Origin of the sequence: Streptomyces halobius, from assembly GCF_023277745.1 — a bacterium.
Lineage (GTDB): Bacteria > Actinomycetota > Actinomycetes > Streptomycetales > Streptomycetaceae > Streptomyces > Streptomyces halobius.
The window spans coordinates 1,742,324-1,761,530 of the sequence record NZ_CP086322.1 but is presented as its reverse complement, the minus strand read 5'-3'; the positions used below and the strand labels follow the sequence as shown (position 1 = coordinate 1,761,530).

General features: G+C 70.2%; 15 protein-coding genes and 1 pseudogene. 5 read left to right on the top strand and 11 right to left on the bottom strand.

Translation table 11 applies throughout. The annotated features are described in order from the left end of the window. Positions 1–21 precede the first annotated feature (21 nt). Both K9S39_RS08375 and K9S39_RS08370 read left to right on the top strand, forming a co-directional pair. Positions 22–1,269, top strand: coding sequence for a sensor histidine kinase (locus K9S39_RS08375; RefSeq protein WP_248862691.1), 1,248 nt, complete (start codon positions 22–24; stop codon positions 1,267–1,269). Positions 1,270–1,935: 666 nt separating this feature from the next. After that, the gene (locus K9S39_RS08370) at positions 1,936–2,433 is read left to right on the top strand and encodes a ricin-type beta-trefoil lectin domain protein (protein ID WP_248862690.1); all 498 of its coding nucleotides are present in this window, start codon (positions 1,936–1,938) and stop codon (positions 2,431–2,433) included. Between the two features lie 325 nt (positions 2,434–2,758). Here the strand turns inward: K9S39_RS08370 and K9S39_RS08365 are convergent, their stop codons facing one another. The 5 genes from K9S39_RS08365 to K9S39_RS08345 all read right to left on the bottom strand — a co-directional run bounded on the left by K9S39_RS08365 (position 2,759) and on the right by K9S39_RS08345 (position 10,294). Next, positions 2,759–3,394: a CAP domain-containing protein gene (locus K9S39_RS08365; protein ID WP_248862689.1), complete on the bottom strand. Its 636-nt coding sequence runs from the start codon at positions 3,392–3,394 to the stop codon at positions 2,759–2,761. A 382-nt stretch (positions 3,395–3,776) separates the two neighbouring features. Then, positions 3,777–4,280: an NUDIX hydrolase gene (locus K9S39_RS08360; protein ID WP_248862688.1), complete on the bottom strand. Its 504-nt coding sequence runs from the start codon at positions 4,278–4,280 to the stop codon at positions 3,777–3,779. Between the two features lie 38 nt (positions 4,281–4,318). Continuing rightward, positions 4,319–6,739 carry a helicase-associated domain-containing protein gene (locus K9S39_RS08355; RefSeq protein WP_248862687.1) on the bottom strand — a complete coding sequence of 807 codons (2,421 nt, stop codon included), beginning with the start codon at positions 6,737–6,739 and terminating at the stop codon, positions 4,319–4,321. A 315-nt stretch (positions 6,740–7,054) separates the two neighbouring features. After that, positions 7,055–7,246, bottom strand: a complete 192-nt coding sequence (locus K9S39_RS08350; RefSeq protein WP_248862686.1) for a hypothetical protein — start codon at positions 7,244–7,246, stop codon at positions 7,055–7,057. Positions 7,247–7,339: 93 nt separating this feature from the next. Next, a complete protein-coding gene (locus tag K9S39_RS08345; RefSeq protein WP_248862685.1) occupies positions 7,340–10,294 on the bottom strand; it encodes an AfsR/SARP family transcriptional regulator in 2,955 nt (984 codons plus the stop codon). A gap of 299 nt (positions 10,295–10,593) precedes the next feature. Between K9S39_RS08345 and K9S39_RS08340 the strand changes: the two genes are divergently transcribed. After that, entirely contained in the window at positions 10,594–11,595 is a 1,002-nt protein-coding gene (locus K9S39_RS08340; RefSeq protein ID WP_248862684.1) for an alpha/beta hydrolase, read from the top strand. A 298-nt stretch (positions 11,596–11,893) separates the two neighbouring features. Here K9S39_RS08340 and K9S39_RS08335 read toward each other — a convergent pair whose 3' ends face one another. Both K9S39_RS08335 and K9S39_RS08330 read right to left on the bottom strand, forming a co-directional pair. Further along, positions 11,894–12,367, bottom strand: coding sequence for an HIT family protein (locus tag K9S39_RS08335; RefSeq protein ID WP_248862683.1), 474 nt, complete (start codon positions 12,365–12,367; stop codon positions 11,894–11,896). 68 nt (positions 12,368–12,435) lie between these two features. Then, on the bottom strand, positions 12,436–13,038 hold the full coding sequence (locus K9S39_RS08330) for an HD domain-containing protein (RefSeq protein ID WP_248862682.1): 603 nt from the start codon (positions 13,036–13,038) through the stop codon (positions 12,436–12,438). A 464-nt stretch (positions 13,039–13,502) separates the two neighbouring features. On the opposite strand from K9S39_RS08330, the gene K9S39_RS42865 reads away from it, so the two are divergent. Then, positions 13,503–13,616, top strand: coding sequence for a hypothetical protein (locus tag K9S39_RS42865; protein ID WP_248862681.1), 114 nt, complete (start codon positions 13,503–13,505; stop codon positions 13,614–13,616). A 171-nt stretch (positions 13,617–13,787) separates the two neighbouring features. On the opposite strand, the gene K9S39_RS08320 is transcribed toward K9S39_RS42865, so the two are convergent. From K9S39_RS08320 to K9S39_RS08305, 4 genes and pseudogenes are all read right to left on the bottom strand, one after another. Continuing rightward, on the bottom strand, positions 13,788–14,357 hold the full coding sequence (locus K9S39_RS08320) for a hypothetical protein (RefSeq protein WP_248862680.1): 570 nt from the start codon (positions 14,355–14,357) through the stop codon (positions 13,788–13,790). A 167-nt stretch (positions 14,358–14,524) separates the two neighbouring features. Continuing rightward, a pseudogene (locus K9S39_RS08315) lies at positions 14,525–15,299 on the bottom strand (GMC family oxidoreductase N-terminal domain-containing protein); the annotation flags it as partial. 80 nt (positions 15,300–15,379) lie between these two features. Continuing rightward, entirely contained in the window at positions 15,380–16,936 is a 1,557-nt protein-coding gene (locus K9S39_RS08310; RefSeq protein ID WP_248862679.1) for an APC family permease, read from the bottom strand. A 71-nt stretch (positions 16,937–17,007) separates the two neighbouring features. Then, positions 17,008–18,477 carry an aldehyde dehydrogenase family protein gene (locus K9S39_RS08305; protein WP_248862678.1) on the bottom strand — a complete coding sequence of 490 codons (1,470 nt, stop codon included), beginning with the start codon at positions 18,475–18,477 and terminating at the stop codon, positions 17,008–17,010. Positions 18,478–18,687: 210 nt separating this feature from the next. On the opposite strand from K9S39_RS08305, the gene K9S39_RS08300 reads away from it, so the two are divergent. Further along, positions 18,688–19,149: a DUF6314 family protein gene (locus K9S39_RS08300; RefSeq protein ID WP_248862677.1), complete on the top strand. Its 462-nt coding sequence runs from the start codon at positions 18,688–18,690 to the stop codon at positions 19,147–19,149. The last annotated feature ends 58 nt before the right edge of the window (positions 19,150–19,207 follow it).

Here is a 19,207-nt window from a genome sequence, read left to right as displayed (position 1 = left end):
GGTTGCCGAGGCTGACCGGCGATGGCCGCAACCTCCGAATCGTCCGCACCGCTGACCGCGCCTGCCGAACCCACGTGGGACCCCAACCCCTCTGACCGGCCGGCTCTCTGGCTGCGGCCGACCATCCGGATAAGGCTCACGCTGCTGTACGGCGGGATGTTCCTGATGGCCGGCATGGTGCTGCTCGCGATCATCTACATCCTCGCCGCGAACGCCCTCGCAGACGGCGTCCCGTCGCTCGGAGTCTCCGGCAGCGACATCAGGGTCAGCAGCGACAGATGCCCCCCGCTGTCCTCGGCTGCTTCCCTCCACGAGATCAACGTCGCCCTGAGCGGCTGCTTCGAGCAGCAGCGCGCCGCAGCACTGCACACCCTTTTCCACCGTTCGCTGATGGCGCTGGTGGGGCTGACCGTGGTGGCGTTCGCGTTCGGGTACGCGATGGCGGGGCGGGTGCTGTCGCCGCTGGGCCGGATCACGCGGACCGCGCAGCGGGTGGCCGGCTCGGATCTGCACCGCCGGATCGAGCTGGGCGGTCCGGACGATGAGCTCAAGGAGCTGGCCGATACGTTCGACGAGATGCTGGACCGGCTGGACCGGGCCTTCGAGTCGCAGCGTCGCTTTGTCTCCAACGCTTCGCACGAGCTGCGTACCCCGTTGGCGATCAACCGCACGCTGCTGGAGGTCCAGCTCGCCGATCCGGACGCGTCCCCGGAGCTGGCGCAGCTGGGCAAGACGCTGCTGGCGACGAACGAGCGCAGTGAGCAGCTGGTGGAGGGGCTGCTGCTGCTCGCGCGCAGTGAGAACAAGGTCGTCGACAAGAAGCCCGTGGATCTGTCGGAGGTCGCGGCGCAGGCGGTCGAGCAGACCCGCGAGGAGGCGCACACCAAGGGCGTGGCGTTGCGCGGGGTCCGTCAGCAGGTCTTCGTCCAGGGCAACGGTGTGCTGCTGGAGCGGATCGCGCTGAACCTCGTGCAGAACGCGGTGCGCTACAACGTTCCCGAGGAGGGCTGGGTCGAGGTCACCACCGAGCCGCAGCCCGGTTGCGCGGTGCTGGTGGTCACCAACACCGGCCCCGTGGTCCCCGCCTACGAGATCGAGAATCTCTTCGAGCCCTTCCGGCGGCTGCGCACCGAGCGGACCGGCAGCGACAAGGGCGTCGGCCTGGGGCTGTCCATCGTGAAGTCCGTGGTGCGGGCGCACGACGGCACCATCACCGCCGAGCCCCGCGAAGGCGGCGGGCTTGACATCAGGGTGTCTCTACCGCGGTAGCGCGTATTCCACTGAAGGTTCGCCGGCCGGGTCCGGAGGCATTCCCAGCCGCCTCCCGTCCTTGGCCGGCGACGACGTACCGGAGCCGGAGGGGCCGACGACGATGACCCAGTGTTCAGCGGCCGGCGCGGTGGCCAGTCGCGGGCCCGGAACGTGTCCGACGGATCAGGGTACTCTCGGGCAAAGAGCCCTATTCCCCTACATAGTTCCCTACCCCGGGTCCTCGATGGGGGTGGTGAGGCGCTATTCGGACACGTCCCGTCCGTCGGATTCGGGCCGGTGCGTAGAGAATGTGGCGGTGTGTTATTGGCTGAAAAGCACTGTGCTCTCAGCGCTGGGCGGCTCGGCTCCTGCGGTACGGTGCCCTTTCCGGACAGCCCAGCTGCGGGAATGCTTCATTCTCGTCCGGAAACAGCGACGAATTACAGCCAGCAACCTCCCGGCGGTTCTGTGCACTTGCCGAGGGTGCAGCAGATGAGGGAATCGAAGAAATTGAATTTCTGACTTTCGCGGCGTGGCCCTTGACCCGAATTCGCCTATGTTTCCAGCTGCAACGGGAGCTAAGTTCTTCGGCAAGGCACCGGGGCAAGCGCCTCGGGCAGATGCCCAATTCCCTCGGCACGTGACCTGTCGAGCCCGTCAGGTCACAGAAACGGAAGAGAGAACGTGGCGATATTCAAGAGAGCCGCCGTCGCACTGTCCGCAACCGCCCTGCTCGGCGGCGGTTTGCTGCTCTCCGGCACCCCCGCGGCCGCCGACGCGGCGTCCTCCGCGGACGTCTGGTACACGTTCCAGAACGTCGGCACCGACCGGAACCTCGACGCTTTCGGAAACGGTTCCGTGCTGTCGTGGACGCCGGACGCGACCGGCACGCAGGACTTCGACCTCCGGACCGGGGCCCTGCCGGGCTACCAGATCGCGAGCAAGCATCACCCCGGGAAGTGTGCCACGGCAAAGGGCGTCGGTAAGGAGGTGAGCCTGGAGTCCTGCAACAGCAACGTTCAGGCACAGTACTGGAATTACAATATCTCGGAGAGCGGCGCCGCCTTCCAGAGCCGTAAGTTCTCGCGCGGCTGCATCCAGGACAACGGCAACCGTTCCGCGGTGTCGCTGAGGCCCTGCACCGGTGCAGAGAACCAGATGTGGATGGCGCTCGCCCACTAGCGTAGCCGCAGGGAAATTCCCTGCTCCCCCCAGCTTCTGATGAGCCCGGCAGATATCGTCGGGCTCATCGTGCTGCGCGTCCCCCCGACCCGCGGCGAAGGCTGGCCCTGTGTGGCACCGAGCGCGAGGGCGCGTCGTCGGATGAGAGCCGGGTGGAGATCCCCAGGACCCAGGAGACGGTCGCCGTCATGAGAGCGGGACGGTTCGCACGGTTCTCAGCATCGACATTGCCCAGGAGCACCGAAGGGGAGCCGAAGAGAGCGGAATGAGAGCGGAATGAGGGGGAACGCGAGTCGAACGCGGTGGCCCGGCCCCGTTGTGTTCGTTACCGGGCTGCTCCGAAGTCCTGAGCCCAGTAATTGCCGGGCTGTGCGAGACCGACGCCGATCTCCTTGAACGCACAGTCAAGGATGTTGCGCTTGTGACCGGGGCTGGACATCCAGCCCTCCATGACGCGCTCGGGAGTGGTGTAACCATATGCGACGTTTTCGCCGTACGTGCTCCAGCTATAGCCGGCGCGCGTGATCCGGTCGTCTGGCGATGACCCGTCGGAACCTGTATGTGACATGTTCTCGTGGTCAGCCATGTCCTTGCTGTGATCCTGAGCGGCCTTTTCCAGCTTCGCGTTCGTGGCCAGCGGCGCGCACCCGGCCTTACTGCGCTCATTGTTGACGAGTTCCACTATGCGGGCCGAAATGCCGGATTCTGGAGCGGCTGTCGTCGGAGCGCTCGGGGATGCGACGGGTGTCTGCGACGCTCGCGCAGTCGATATCGGGTCCCAGTTGGATGCCGTCCACCGCTGATCAAAGGACGTGCTCTTCCGGTCCTGGGAGGGCCGGCCTTTGCCCTCCTGCGGGCCGTCCAGACAGGCCATGGCGACGGAAGGCACACTGACGGCGCTGATGGCGACGGCAGCGATGGTTATCTTCCGGTAACGCGTCTTCCTGCGATGCTTCCTCATAGGTGACCTCGCTCGGGTAAGCGCGGAGCGCCCGCGGTGCAGCAGGTCCTGCGCAGAACCTGCCTCTGAGCTGCGGAGACGCCTTACGGACCGCTATTTTTAGGACCTGGGTGTGCGCCGGGCAATGGGTGTCATTACTGCCTGGCTTAGTAGAGCCTGAGTTTCAGTAATGGGGGCGCGGGCGCGCTTATGCGACTCTGGGAGTTCTGTCTTTCCGTCAGAAGGCCGCTTTTGCTTAAGGAGTGGCGAAGTTGCCGAGCGATTCGAGGGTCCGCTCCCTGGTGCGAGGTATGTCTATGACAGTACGGACAAATCCCATATGCCGACAGGGGTGACAACTACTATTCAGTGTCGTTGGAGCCGAAAGCCTGAGTGACGGATGTCACAATCCTGCGGGGTCGGTCCGATTGGCGGACCCGGGGCGATGTCGCTCGCCCCAGGTCTCCGAGCTGGGGAATCGCTGGGCGCTTCCAGTGCTCGCACATGTCGCGGTGGAGGGGATGCCGGTCAACTCGAACGCGGTGGTCAAGAACTCCGGCGCGTGAGCCGAGCGAGGTGGGTGTCCAGCCGTTGAATGCGTCCAGGGAGCGATTCGCGGAGGTCCCACCAGCGGATGGCCTCGATCTCCTCGTTGGCATGGAAAACACGGACGCCGGTGAGCGGCCTGCGAACAACGCTGCGTATTCCGCTCGCTGGTCGGGGCTAGCGTAAACCCCGCATACCCGAGGAATTGCAACGGTCCATCGGGCTTCTGCCCGCTCTCCTCCAGCAGTTCGCGCGTGGCCGCCTGACGAGTGGATTCCCCTTCGTCAATACGCCCGCCAGGAAGTTCCCAAGACTGGCGGGGCCATGATTCCCGCCCAGCGCCGGGGAATTCAGCAGCCATAGGCGACGCGGCCGAGGCGCTGGGCGAGCGGCGGACCGCTATACAGGCAGAACGGACTGGATGTGGGAGAGGGTGAAGACCCGGTCGTCGCCGCGTAGATGGCAGTACGCGTAGAGGTGGGGCGGCTCGAAGTCCAGCTCGCTCACCGTGCGGATCGTACGGTTCCCGGAAGCGGCGATGTACTCGATCGTGACGGGTTCGCCGTTGTCGATGGCGTGGGCGAGTTGCCGGACGTCGGTCAGCGTCAGTGCCTTGGCCCAGCCGTCGAGGATCTCCTCGGTGTCGGTGCGGTAGGGGATGCCGCGTGTCGGGTCGGGGTGCGGCGCGTGGTCCGGGGCGGCCAGCAGACGGGCCGCCAGCCCCGGGCCGGCCGCCGGGGCCTCAGGGGCGTGCCCTTCTGCGGCGCGCTGCTGTCGGGGGAGGGGAAGGGGAGGGTGAGAGGGAGGGGAAGGGGCACCGGAGGCGCGGGGGCGCGCGGATCGTTCGACGCGGACCGTGCCGTCGTCCGTCTCGGCCGCCGGCGCATACCCCTCGGCGCGCAGCGCTCCCAGGGCATCTGGCAAAGAGGTACGGCACACCAGGACGGTCGGGGCGAGGCGCCGCAGTCCGAGGCCGGTCAGCCCTCGGTGTACCGCGATCTCGGCGATCAGCGCGGTGTCGTCGCTGTGGATCACACAGGCGGCGGGAGCGAGGCGGACATGGCCGTGGCGGCGGGCCGCGTCGGCGATCAGATACGTGAGGGGCTGCGGCAGCGGGCCCTCCACGGCGTCGCAGAGACCGGCCTCGATCTCCTCCGGGGTACGGCCCCCGTCCAGCGCACGCCGCAGTGACGCGGGAGTGAACCGCCAGACGGACGCCGTGCCGCGCTCCTCCCGCTCGGCGAGCGCGTCCAGGAGCTCCGCCAGACCCGCGGTGGGCACGCCCGTCACCACGGCGGTGAGGTCGGCCCCGGCACGGGCCTTCGCGACGGCGCCCGGAAGCAGACGGCCGGCCCGCTCGTACAGGGCGGCGGAATCGTCGTGGAACAGTGCCGCGCCGAGCGGCGACAGCGCACCACGGGCGAGTACGCCCAGCAGCTCCGCCTCGCGGATCATTCCGGCGAACGGGGTCGCGTCATGCGGCAGCCCGTCCGCGAAGGGGCGCTGCCAGGTGACGAGGGCGCCCAGTTCGGCGGAGTCCCGCACACCGTGCCCTTCAGGGAGGGCCGCCGCCGCGGCCAGCAGCCCGTGCCGGGCCGCCAGACAACCGGCACAGGACGGGTTCCGCACCACGGCGGGCAGGGCCTTGCCGTCCTCGTCACGGGAGCCGGAGGGCGTGAGCCCGAGTCGCCACCACGCCTCGGCCAGCGCCACGTACCGCCCGGCCGGGTCCTCCCCGGCCCATGCGTCGTACGCCTCGGTCACCAGCAACGCCTTGCCCTCGTACGCCAGCAGCCCGGCCGTATAGGCGCTCTCCAGCACCACACGCACCACTGTCTCCTCGCACTGGACCGCCTTTCCGACACGGGCCAGCTCGCGCGCCCCGACGCCGCCGGACTTCAGGACGCCGAGGGGCCGCGCCGCACACTCGGAGAGCAGCGCGGCGGCCTGCCCGATGAAGGAGGTGGCCGCGGCGGCGGCCTCGCGTTCCACAGCGGCGCCGACCTCGACAAGGGCCGGCTGGGGCGGTACCGGGTCGAACGGAGCGTGCCAGTCGGGGCCGCGCAGGGTCAGTGCGACCTCGGCGGGCATCCGCGCGGGCGCGTACCCGTACGGGTCTCCGACCAGCAAGGCCCGGTCCAGCAGCCAGCGTTCGGAGGAGTCGGCGCGCGGGGCTGAGCTGTACATGATGAGCGGGGGCGTGTTCTCCATCCCGGACCGCCGCTCCAGTAGTTCCCGGGAGCGTGCTGGGGCGGAGTCGATCAGCGTCCGGAGTCGACCGGGATCACCGTGATGCGCGAGCACGGCACCCAGACGCTCCTGCTTCCTGGCTCCCGCAGCCAGGCCCAGCGTCGTCGTGATCTTACGCAGCTCCTCGGAGGTCCGGGCGGACAACAGCTCCCTGAGCCCAGGTCCGAGCCCGAGCGGCGTCTCCCAGGCGTCGCCCAGCGCCGTGGCCATATGCAGTTCACCGGCCGTGGGCCCCGGCCACACGAGAGCATGGTCGGCCAGCGTACGAAGCGTCGCCTCCAGCCCGTCGCCGTCCGTGCCCAGCAGCCCCGCAAGCTGCTCGCGGGATACCGGGTTTCCCAGTGCGGCGAGAGCCTCGGACACCTGAAGACACGGCAACGGCAGCCGGGGCAGCGTCCGCGCGACGGCCCCCGGCCTCTGCAACCGCTCGGCGAGCTCGCCGAGCGTGCACGGCTCCGGCGGCCGTACGGCGTCGGTACGCGCGTCGAGTACGGCTCGAAGTCTCTCGGCGTCGAGGGTACGGAGCCAACGGGGCAGCGAGGAACCGCAGGAGTCACTGATGGGGATCACCTGATGGGGAGGGCGGTCTGTCGAGTACCGGCTCACGGTAATGCCAGCGCATGGCGAGAAGCCAAGGGGAAGCCAAGGGCTTGACAAGCCTGCCCAGTTGAGCGCGTCCGCCTCTCCGGCAGGCGGGCAGCGCCGGTGCCGCCCGGCGGACCAGTGGGCGCGCAGGCGCCGCGCCACCGATGCAGGAATCGGCGATCACATGAGGCGGTTACACGATGAGCCCGAGCTCAGGAACGATGGCGGCGTTGCTTTCGGGACCGTCGGAGGAGGCGGCTTGCGCCGGCGCGCACCAGACGCCGAGATCGGAGTTCGCGCTCAGCTCGTCGGAGCGTGCCCTCGGCCGACGGGAGTCCCGCTCCCAGTTCTTCGGGGCCGCAGCGAACGCAGGGCGTGGATCCACGCGTTCAGATCGTCGCGGTAGGCGAAGATCCTGGCATCGCCGAGGGACTCGACCAGCCCGGGGGTGGGGTGGGCGATCACGGGGATACCGGACGCGAACGGCTCCACCAGGGGCGCAACCGCACCTCGTACGCGCCTCCGGGTACCTCACACCGGAGCGTTCACGATGACCGGGACCGTTCGGGCGACACCGGGCCCGCTCTACTCTGAGCACTCCTTCAGCCCCGCGACGGCCGGTGCGTGCTCCTCGGGGTACGCATCGGCTCCGGGCAGCGCGAGCGCGGTCTGGAACTGCTTTCGTGCCTCGCGGACGCTGCCTGCCGCGGAGTAGGTGCGGCCCAGTCTGCAGCGGATGTGCATCTCCAGCCGGACGAGGTTGGGCTCGGCGAGCGGGGAGAGCGTCTGCTGCTGGGAGAGGGCCTGGTGGTGGAGTGCCACGGCCGTATTCAGGTTTCCCGCGCCCTGCTCCGCCGTGCCCAGCCGGGTCAGGGTGAGGGTGTGCAGGAGGACGTCCCCGGTCTGCTCCAGTAAATCGGCCGCCCGGCGGAGCAGGAGCCTGGCCTCACCGTAGTGGCCGAGGTCGAGGTGGACGTCGGCGGCGCAGACCAACGCCCTGCTGAGCACGCGAGGTCTGCCGTTCCGCTCGGCGTGGGCGCAGGCGTCGGCCAAGCAGTCCAGCGCTTCCTCGTTCCGCCCCTGCGCGTGGTGGAGCAGTCCCAGTACGGCGAGGCCCAGGGAGGCGAGCCAGTTGTCGTCGAGCCGCCGGGACAGGTCGACCGCCGTGGTGAGACGGGGCATCGCCTGCTCGGCACGGCCCGTGCTCATTTCGATGGTCCCCATTCCGGTCAGCGCCCGTGCCTCTTCGCCCTGGTCCGCGCGATGGCGGCTGAGGTGGAGCGCCTCGGTGAACCAGGCATGTGCTTCCGGGTACCGGCCCTGGTAGAGGTCGGTGAGGCCCATGCAGTTGCGCAGTGCCGGGGCCATACGGAGGTCGGTGGCCTCGTCGGCGTGCGCGAGGGCGATCTCCAGGGCCGCGCGGCGCTCGTGGCTACGGCCACGGCGTTCGAAGTAGTCGCTCAGGGCCTCGGCGAGCCAGCAGGCGTAGTCGGCTTCGCCGAGCGCCGCGGCGTGCCCGACGACGTCGACGAGTTCTCCGTTGCCCGCGTTCAGCCAGGCGTCCGCGTCCCGCCAGTCGGCGAACGGCGCCGTGGTGGGCCGTGGGCCGGTGCGGAAACCGGCGGGGCCCACGTCGCTGGTGATCCGGGCCGCGTCCAGGTAGAGGCGGAACGCGGCGGTGCGGGCCGCGCGGGTCTCGTCGGGCGCGGCTTCCGCGAGCCGCCGCGCGTGCACCCGCACCAGGTCGTGCAAGCGGTAGCGGCCCGGACGGGGCTGCTGCAGAAGACTCGTGTCGACCAGGCTTTCCATGGTCTGCTCGGCGTCACGGGACGACCAGCCGAGCATCGCCGCCGAGGTCAGCGGGTCGAACTCGACCGTCGGCGCCAGGCCCAGCGTACGGAATCCGCGCTGCTGCTTCGGCGAGAGCTGGTCGTACGACAGCCGGAAGGCCGCCTCCACGCTGCGGTCCCCGGCGCTCAGTTCGCCGAGCCGGTGCTCATCGCCGGCCATGCGGTCCACCAAGTACGCCAGAGTCCATGCCGGCCGGGTCTGCAGCCGCGTCCCGGCGATGCGCAGCGCCAGCGGCAGCCCGTCGCACAGCCGGGCCAGCTCGTCCACCGCCGCCGGCTCCCGGTCCGCGCGATCATCCCCGACGATGTGCCGGAGCAGGGACACCGCGGTGCCGGTCGCCAGCGGCTCCAGGGTGATCCGCCGTTCGGCGTCCAGGCCGGCCAGCCGCCGTCGACTGGCCACCATCACCGTGCTGCCCGGCCCGGCGGGCAGCAGCGGACGGATCTGCTGTGTGCCCAGGGCGTCGTCCAGCACGAGGAGCAGCCGCAGCGAGCTGGTCGCGGCCCGCCAGGCGGTGGTGAGTTCGTCGAGGTCGTTCGGCACCTCGCTGTCGGCCGCGCCGATCGAGCGCAGTAGTCGGCGCAGCACTCGCTGCGGCGCGAGCCGCCGCCGTCCCGTGCTGTGTGCGCGCAGATCCATGAACAGACAGCCGTCCGGGTAGCGGGAGCGGAGCTCATGGGCCGCGCGCACGACGAGCGCGGTCTTGCCGACACCGGCGGTACCGTCCACCGCCACGATCGACACGGACGCGGGCGGCGAGGGCTCCGTGAGCAGTGCCAGTTCGCGCTCCCGCCCGACGAGGCGGCCGGTGTCGCCCGGCAGTTCGTTGACCGCGGAACGGGGCCGGGACGGCACAACGGCGGAGTGCGCCACCGCCGTACCGAGGAGCTGCTCGTCATCCCGGCGCAGCACCGCCTGGTGCACCCGGCGGAGTTCCGCGCCGGGATCGACCCCGAGCTCGTCGCGCAGCCGCCCGCAGATGTCCTGATAGGCGCTCAGCGCCGCCACCTGGCGTCCGCTGCCGTACAGGGCACGCATCCGCAGCGCGGTCAGCGGCTCGTCGTACGGATCGGCCCCGGGTGAAGCAGCCAGCGCGGCGAGATCCTCCAGCGCATCGGCGGACCGGCCGAGCAGCACCAGGCACTCCAGCCGCTCCTGCTGTAACGCCCGCAGCCGCTGCGACAGCCGCTGCCGCTCGCCGTGCGCGAACGGCCCCGGCAGCCCGGCCAGGGGCTCGCCGTGAAACAGGGTGAGCGCCTCGGAGAACCGGTCCATCGCGGTGGCAACGTCGCCGGACGCCCTCGCGCGTTGTGCTTCACCGACCCGCTCGGCCAGCTCCGCCACATCGAGCCGCACCCCGTCGTCGACGAGCCGGTACCCGTCCCGGCCACCGCGGATCACCGACCCCGGCCGCACGGCGCCATCCGCGTCGAGCGTCTTCCGCAGCCGGTAGACATAGCTCGGCAGCACCCGGCGGCCGGACTTCGGCGGCTGCACACCCCACACGTCATCGAGCAGCTGCTCATGGCTCACCAGCATGCCCGGACGCAGCGCCAGCGCGGCCAGCACCGCCTGCCGCCGTACCGGACCCGGCTCCAGCGGCGTCCCGTCACGCCAGGCCCGCACCGGCCCGAGCACCGCGATCCGCAGCCACTGAGCCGATTCCCCGCCCCGTCGTCCCCCAGCCATCTCGTCGAGGCCCCCCGGCTTCCGCGCATCATCGAGATTTCATCCGTATTCCAGCGTCTCCCGTGAGGGTTGGCAAGTCACCACCGAGAACGGCTGGGAAGCGAGGGGAACAGCGAGAGAGGGAAGCGGCGGGCGCGGTACGCGTCTCACGCCCCATGCCACCGGGGCGTCGCACGGGGGTCGACGCGCCCGCCCCTCGTCGCGCCCCCGACGACATGCCCGAGCGTTCCCCGGCACATGACATGCCCGAGCGTTCCGCAGCAAGCGAACCGTTCGTACCACTTGCCGACCAGGAGGTCATGTTGAGCGAGCACCGCCCCACCCGCAGGAGCGTCTTCAAAGCCGTCGGCGGAATCTCCGCGGCGATGGCGCTCGGCGGCGTCGGCACCCTTGCCACCGCGTCCCCGGCCGGTGCGGCCGGCGACGGTTCCGGGCTGCGCATCGTGGACCACGACGAGAGCGACACCCGCATGTGCTACTACCGGTTCGCAACCGACGCCATCGGCTGGAACCCCGGGCCCGCCGTCAACGTCCTGCTTCCCGACGGCTACCACACCAGCGGACGCACCTACCCCGTCCTCTATCTGCTCCACGGCGGCGCCGAGGACTTCATGTCCTGGGACACCAAACGGGACGAGGGAGGCATCCGCGCCTATACCGCCGGCAAGCCCATCATCGTCGTGATGCCCGACGGCGGACCCGCGGGCTGGTACTCCAACCCGGTCAGCTCCCACACCGGCCCCCGCAACTGGGAGACCTTCCACATGGAGCAGCTGATCCCGTGGATCGAGGCCAACTTCCGGACCTACGCCGAGTACGCCGGCCGCGCCGTCGCGGGGTTCTCGATGGGCGGCTTCGGCGCGCTGAAGTACGCGGCCAAGTACCCCGACCGCTTCGCCTCGGTGAGCGCCCACTCCGGCCCGGCCAGTCTGCGCCGCGACCTCGGCGCGGTCGTCCACTGGGCCAACGTCTCCTCCGCGGCCATGGAGTTGGGCGGCGGCATGGTCTACGGCGTGCCGTGGGACGAGGCCAGGGTCACCGCCGACAACCCGATGCAGAACATCGAACGCTACCGGGACAAGCGGATCTTCCTGGTCGCCGGTAACAGTCCCCGCCTGGACGACCCGTTCAGCCTGTTCAACGAGCCCGAGGTGCTCGCCGGGCAGCGGGAGTTCCGCGGCGCCCTCGACAACGCCGGCATCCGGTACGAGGCGTACGAGGACGAGGGCGGACACTTCGTCCGCGCGCAACGGGCCCGCGACGATATCGACGGCATCATCGAACGACTCCGCAAGGCGTAGACGGGCCAGGCCACGTGTGGACTGCGGCCCCATGGGCATGGGCACAGTCGCCTCCGCGCGGATGCGTCGACCTCGGGCGGGGGAGTGCAGTGGCGCCGGCGTCCGCCTCTCCCCGGCTCACCCGTCGGCGCGGCCCCGGAGCCGGGTGTACCCGGCGGCAGCGGAGAGTCGCAGGGTGGTCACGGGCGGCGGGGTGGACTCCGCGACTTCCGGGTGCTGTTCCAGCACGGCCGGAGAGGGCGGGGCGACAAGGAGGACCCGGTCGACGGGGACCGGCACGGTGCGGCGGGCCGGGAGGTCAGGGCGCCAGCCGGTCCAGTTCCGCGCCGATCGCCTCCCGCAGGGCGTTGTGTTGAGGGCCGAGCGCATACTGCTCGTCGCTCCACCGTTCGTGCGGATAGAGCCACACCGGCAGGCGGACGAGATCGGGCGGCTCCCACGCGAACCGTGGCCAGACATGCGCGTGCAGAAACGCGTCGGCGTTCCCGAGAATCTCCAGATTGACCCGCCGGAAGGCCGGGTCCAGCCGCTTGCAGGCGCGTTCGACGGCCTCGCCCAGCCTGTCCATGTCGGACAGGAAGGCCGCCCGCTTGTTCTTCGGAAGCTCCGACAGCCGCCGCACGGCGGGATCGTCCACCAGAAGCACCGCGTACCCCGGGAGGAACTGGACGTCCCCGATCACCGCGAACCCTGCCTCCAGCCTCCGCAGCACCGCAGGGTTCTCGCCCCTAAGCGCGCTGCCGATCCGGTCCTTCCGCCAGTCATCCGTCATGACCGGCGACTTTACCCACTGGTGAGTGCCGGTCATCGGGCATGTCCCTCCCGCGCCCTCCGGAGCTCCTACTCCGGAAACGGCGGGTTGCCGATGTTCTCGCCCATGCGGCCGGTCTCCACCCACCAGGCGACCTTCGAGTCCGGCTTGCGTTCCGCCTGCGCATGGGACTGCCGGCGCAGCCAGTCCCGGAAGCCCAGGCGTGGCCAGGCGCGTACGACGGTGTCCAGGAAGCCCGGGGGGAGTTCGCCGGCCCGCGCTCCATGGGTGTCCAGGCCGGACCCCATCGACACCAGCCGTACCTCGGGACGGGGGTCTGCCTGGGCGGCCTCCACGTCCAGGTGCAGCGCGACGGCGTCCTTGACCACACCGGCCCGCTCCGCCGAGCAGCCCCGTTCCCGCAGGAACGCCTCCGCCGCGGCGGCACCCTCCAGCTCGAAGGCGCGCGGGCCGTCGAACCGCTCCGTCAGCCCCAGATCGTGCAGCACTGCCCCGAGATAGAGCAGCTCTCTGTCGGGCCGCCACCCGCGTCGTTCACCCAGCGTCCACCCGAACTGGAAAGACCGCTGGCAGTGGTTCACCAGCACTTCCGGCGCGCTGGCCCTCAGGAGAGCGGCTGTTTCGCGGGCCAGTGCGGAATCCGGCGTCTCCACGACATCGGTACCGTCCACCGCGCCTCCCGGCCACGTTCTTCACTTGCTGCTGTGAGCGTGACCCTAGCCGCGTTCCCGGGCGGCGGCGGGGGGCGGGATAGACGTGTGTCCGGATCGGCGTGCGGAAGTTCCCTCGTTCGGTCCCAGACTTAGGTGACGTCATTTCATAGTGGGGTGTTATTCACGCTGTTGCGCGACCCGACGGCGGCCATCCAGTGCCGTTGACGACTCGCCGTGGTGCCCACCGCGAGCGGTGCGGATGCGCTCAGCATGCGGGGGAGCAACCGAACACCCCCATATTTCCGTCGAGATGGCGAGGGCGTCGGCTGTTCTTTTCCGCTCGTCGCTGTCTGAGCGGGGTGCGCGCTGGTGCAGACCGATGCCGTAGACCGCCGCCTTGCCCGCGATCCGATCGCGATCGTGGGCCTTGCCGGAATGTTCCCCAAGGCGCGGGACATAAGGAGTTCTGGGACAACATCGTCATGGGCCGGGACTGCTCCCAGGAGGTCCCCGAGGCGTGGTGGAGCACGAACGACCACTACGACCCCGACCCCTTCGCCGAGGAGCGGACGTACTGCCGCCGCGGGGGTTCCTGAGCCCGGCGCCGGCGCCGACGCCCCGTGCGGGAGGCGACCTGAGCCCGTGACCCGGAGGCGGGCGGCCGGGACGGCGTCACCGTGCCGCCCCGGCCAGGGGAGTCCGTTTCCGCGGACCGGCTCAGCGCTGCCCGCACGGCGCGGCCGGACCCGGACGGAGACGCACCCGCCTCACGTGAAGGTGGCCTTGGCTTCGCCGGTGAGATCTTCCAGGCCCTGTGTGGAGGCGCATTTGGTGGTGTCCGAAGCCAGCGCGGTGACCTGGATGGTCATCGACTGGTTCTGGAAGCGGCCGGACTGAACCGTTCCTCCGATGACGATGACCTTGCTGCCCGAGGAGGGGCCGTTCTCGATCGCGAACGAGGTGACCTTGATGGTGCTCGTCTTGTTGACCGCCGGCCACTTCAGCCCGATCGTCCCCTTGGGGTCACGGCTGGTGACACACGAAGCGAAGACGTCGACGCTGATGGTCGTGACCGACATCGACTCGACAGCCGGCGTGGTGCAGGAGTACGCGCCGCCGGTGGTGGAGACGTGGACCTTCGGGAGCGGGTCGTTCGGCAGTCCGGTCTGGAGTTTCAGGCCGGGCTGGAAGTGCAGGTGCTGGGTGCCGGTACAGGCCGCGGTCTCGGCCGCGGTCTCGGCCCCGGCCGGGGCCGCTCCGGGGCCGATCAGGAACCCCGTCATCAGCGGGGCCGTGAAGAGCGGTACCACGATTCTCCGCAGGCCGGTCTTTGCCATGGTGTTCCTCCTCGGGAACGCGAGCTGGTGACGCCTGTCCCCAGGCGCGAGCCGAGCTCATCGGCTCATCGACAGCGTCCAGAGTGCGGGCGGAACGATTGGCTGAATAGACGCTTGCAGGAGGCACGCGGGAGCGCATGGAGGGCGCGGAGCGAACCGTGGGCCGGGGGTTCGCGCCGGGGCGACCGGCTGGCGTGACGTCCGTGCCGGATAGCCCCGGTCGAGGAGTTCGGCGTCGGGGCCGGGGGCCGGGCGCGGGTGACGTTCGGGGGAGGCAGAAGGCGTTATCGGACGTGGGTAGCCACGGCGGTAGGTGTTCATGTCGAAGGGCACCGACCCGTAGGGGAACATCAGGTCGGGGCGGTCCAGGCCGGGCTCGGTGTCGGCGAAGACGCCGATCTCCCACCACTGGGTCGACGTGCGGAAACCATCGGCTGCGCGGCCTCCCACATGATGACGCTCTCGGGGGTGGTCCTGGAGGTGGGAGCCGACCCCCGGAGAGTCGACCAGCGTCTCGATGCCGATGGTGCGCAGCGTCACCGGGCCGTTGCGGCCGTGACGGCTGCCGGGGGCGTCGTTCGTCTCCAGGCGCTGGAACAGCGGGAAGCAGTCGGCCGCGCTCCAGCCCGTGCAGCCCGTCGCGGCCCACTCGTCGAGATCCTCCGCCGGTGCCCAGAAGGCGATACAGGAGTTGTGCGACAAGCAGCCGCCCAGCACTCGGGTGCGGGCGTGCCGCATAAAGCTGTTGCCGTTCTCCTGCGGTTCGACCGGGTGGTCCCAGTCGTAGCCGGATGCGAGCGGGGCCATCCACCGGTCGAGGCGGAGGATGGCGGGATCGTCGACGTCGGAGGGGCCGGCCTCCAGCGGGCAGACGGTGACGGCCGCGTCCTCGGACAGCCGGGCGGCCACCACCGCTCCGGCGGTACCGCCGCCGACCACCACGTAACCGAACTCATCAGTGGGAGTGCTGGTCGCTCCGGGCGCGTCCGCGTGGCTTTCTCGGTCATCGTGCCGTCTCCAGGTCAGGGCTGTTCGGGGGCGCTGGGATCCGGGAGGGCCGCGTGCCCGGCCAGGACGCCGGTGCGCTTGCGCTGGACGAACCAGTAGTAGGCGAAGCCGCCGACCGCCACGACGCCGATGAACAGGAAGGCACCCCAGCGCAGATACCAGTGCTGGGGGCCGGTCGCGTTGTATACCGCCGCGCGTGGCCAGGCGAGATTGAGGGACATGGCGGTACCCCAGACGACGGCGAGGACGTTCACCGGGAGTCCGAACTTCCCGAGGGAGAAACGTCCCCTGACCGGGGTCCAGTCGCCGCGCAGCCGCTGGACCAGCATCGGCACCGTGACCAGCAGATACGCCAGATAGATCATGATGATCGCGATACTGGTGATCACGGAGAAGATCTGTGGCTGGTTGACGTTGACGAGGAGGATGCCGACCGCCACCAGGCCGATGACGACCGCGGGCAGCACCGGCGTCTGGAAGCGCGGGCTGACCTTGGCCAGCAGCGAGGCGGCGGGAAGGTTGTTGTCCCGGGCCATCGCGAACGCCAGACGGATGCCGGCGGTGTGCACCGCCAGCTCGCACACGGTGATCGCGATGACCACGCACCAGAGCACGATCTGCCCGACGGCCGACCCGAGAGTGGACAGGACCACATACTGCAGACCGTCCACGGACAGCTCCCTGGCGTGCAGATCGGGCACCGCCAGCAGCGCGAAGAGCAGAATCAGACCACCGATGACGAACGACGCGACCAGCGCCCGGAGAATCGCGCGCGGAGCGTTGCGGCCGGGGTCCTTGGACTCCTCACCGAGCGACGAGGCCGTGTCAAAGCCGTACATGACATACGCCGACGCCAGCGACGCGGTCAGGAACGCGCCCAGGTAGCCGAGGTCCTCGCCACGGCCCAGACCATAGGTCTCGGTCACCGCGGCCGGGCCGCGGGTGGTATGCGCCGCGAGCAGCACGATCAGCACGAGGGCCGCGAACAGCTCGATCGCCACGCCCGCGGAATTGATACGCGCCATCAGCTTGACGCCGAAGGCGTTGATCAGGGTGGTGAAGGTGACGAGGACGGTGCCGAGGAGGACGGCGTTGGCCGCGGCGTCGTACCGGCCGGTGCCGTCGCCGACGAACTGGAACCACGACGAGATCTGCGGCAGCGTCACCTGATAGGCGAGGGCCACCGCGGACAGCGAGACCATGGTGGCGGTCAGCATCATCCAGCCGCCGAGCCAGCCGATGTGCGGTCCGCCGAGCTGCTTCGCCCAGTTGTAGATCGACCCGGCCACCGGGTAGCGGGCGGCCAGCTCGCAGAAGCACAGCGCCACCATCAGCTGGCCGGCGAAGACCATCGGCCAGGACCACCAGTAGCCCGGACCGCCGTGGCTCACGCCGAAGTAGAACAGCTGGAAGGTGCCGGTCAGGATGGAGATATAGCTGATCCCGGCGGCGAAGGTGTGGAAGGTGCCCAGGGTGCGCTTGAGTTCCGGCTTGTAGCCGAGTTCGGCGAGCGCGTGGTCGTCGTGCGGGACGTGGGTGTCGGAACGGGGGCGTACGGGGTCGGGAGGCACGGGGGGACCGGGACCGGAGCCGGAGCCGCCGTCGGAACCCGAGCCGGAACCGGACCCGGCATCGGGACGCGTCACTCAAACCATCGCTGCGGGCGCGGCGCCGTATGACGCCAGATGTGCTTCGCCTCCTGGTACTCGGTCAGCCCCGCGGGCCCCAGCTCCCGCCCGATGCCGGACTGCTTCATCCCGCCCCATTCCGCCTGCGGCACATACGGGTGGAAGTCATTGATCCACACCGTTCCCGCACGCAACCGGGCGGCGGCCCGGTGCGCCCGCGCACCGTCCTGCGTCCACACCGCCCCCGCCAGGCCGTACTCGGTGTCATTGGCCAGCGACACCGCCTCGTTCTCGTCCCGGAACCGCTCGACCGTCAGCACCGGGCCGAACGACTCGTCGCGGACGACGGACATGTCCGGAGTGCATTCGTCGAGCACCGTCGGCAGGTAGTAGAAGCCGTTCGCCAGCGCCGGATCGTCGGGCGCCGAGCCGCCGCAGCGCAGCACGGCACCCTCCTCCAGCCCGGCCGCCACATACGCCGCCACCTTCGCCCGGTGCGCGGCCGAGATCAGCGGGCCGGTACGGGCCTGCTCGTCGAACGGCCCGCCGAGCCGGATCCGCCGGGCACGGGCGACCAGCTCGTCGACGAACGCGTCATGCAGCTCGTTCTGCACGAGCAGCCGGGCGCCCGCCGAGCAGACCTGCCCGGAGTGCAGGAAGACCGCCAACAGGGCGTAGTCGACGGCGGTGTCGAAATCGGCGTCCGCGAAGACGATGTTCGGGTTCTTGCCGCCCAGTTCGAGGGCGACCTTCTTCACGGTGGGCGCGGCCGCGGCCATGATGCGCCGGCCGGTGGCCAGCCCGCCGGTGAACGACACCATGTCCACCCGGGGGTCCTCGGTGAGCGGCGCGCCCACGAGCGGCCCGGTGCCCAGCACCAGATTGGCGGCGCCGTCCGGCAGCCGGGCCTCGGCCAGCAGCCGCATCAGATGGATGGCGGTGTGCGGGGTCAGTTCGCTGGGCTTGAGGACGAAGGTGTTCCCGGCGACGAGGGCGGGCGCGACCTTCCATGCGGTCTGCAGCAGGGGATAGTTCCACGGGGTGATCAGCGCGCAGACACCGACCGGCTCATACCGCACCGAACTGTCCGTCTCCGGGCTGCCGGTGTCCACGACCCGGTCGGTGCCGCCGACCGCACCCAGATTGCCGAAATACCGAAAGCAGTTCGCGATGTCGTCCATGTCGTACGCGCTCTCGACCAGCCGCTTCCCCGTGTCCAGCGACTCGGCCTTGGCCAGCATGTCCCGGTCCCGCTCCAGCAGCTCGGCGACCCGCAGCACCAGCCGGCCACGCTCCGCCGCCGGTGTCCGGGGCCAGGGACCGTCGTCGAACGCCGTACGGGCGGCCGCGACCGCCGCCGCCACATCCTTCGGCCCGCCCTCGTCGACCGTCGCCACCAGCGTGCCGTCCGCCGGACAGCGGATCTCCCGCACCTGCCCGCCGGCCGCTGCGGTCCACTGACCACCGATGAACAGCTCCGGCATGGTGACGCCTCCGGTCGGCCAAACGCGTACGAGGCCGCCGCGCCAGCCGCGCGGACCTCGGTAACGATCTCTGCACCGACAGTAAGCGGGGTACGGCAGGTCCGCACCATACGAGGGGCCGGGCGGAGGCGGCACCCGGGCGGGCGGAGGCGGCACCCGCCAGGTGGCAGTACGGAGTGGCGCGCCCGGCCGGAACGGGAGAATAGAGGCATGCCCACCGAGCCCGCCTCCCGCCCCGCCCCGCACCCCGTCCCCGACACCGCGGCATACCTGGTCGGCGTCTGGCACGTCGATCGCGCCGTGCACGACCTGCGGGCCGGCACCTCGGGCCGCTTCCACGGCACCGCGGACTTCCGGCCCGACACCACGGGAACGGGACTGCTGCACATCGAGGAGGGCGAACTGACCTGGGGCGGCACGGTGCATCCGGCGCGCCGGACGCTCCGGCTGCGGCCCCGGCCGGACGGCACCGCCGAAGTCACCTTCGACGACGGCCGCCCCTTCCACGACCTCGACCTGCGGACCGGCCACTGGACCGCCGTCCACCCCTGCGCCGAGGACCGGTACGAGGGGACGTTCACCGTGGTCAGCGACGACGAATGGCGACTGGAGTGGCGGGTCGGCGGACCGGACAAGCACCAGCTGCTGCGTTCCGTGTACCGGCGCAGGTGAACCGGCTCTCCCGGACGGCGAAGCCCACCCCCGGACGTTACCGGGCGGGAACCTCAGA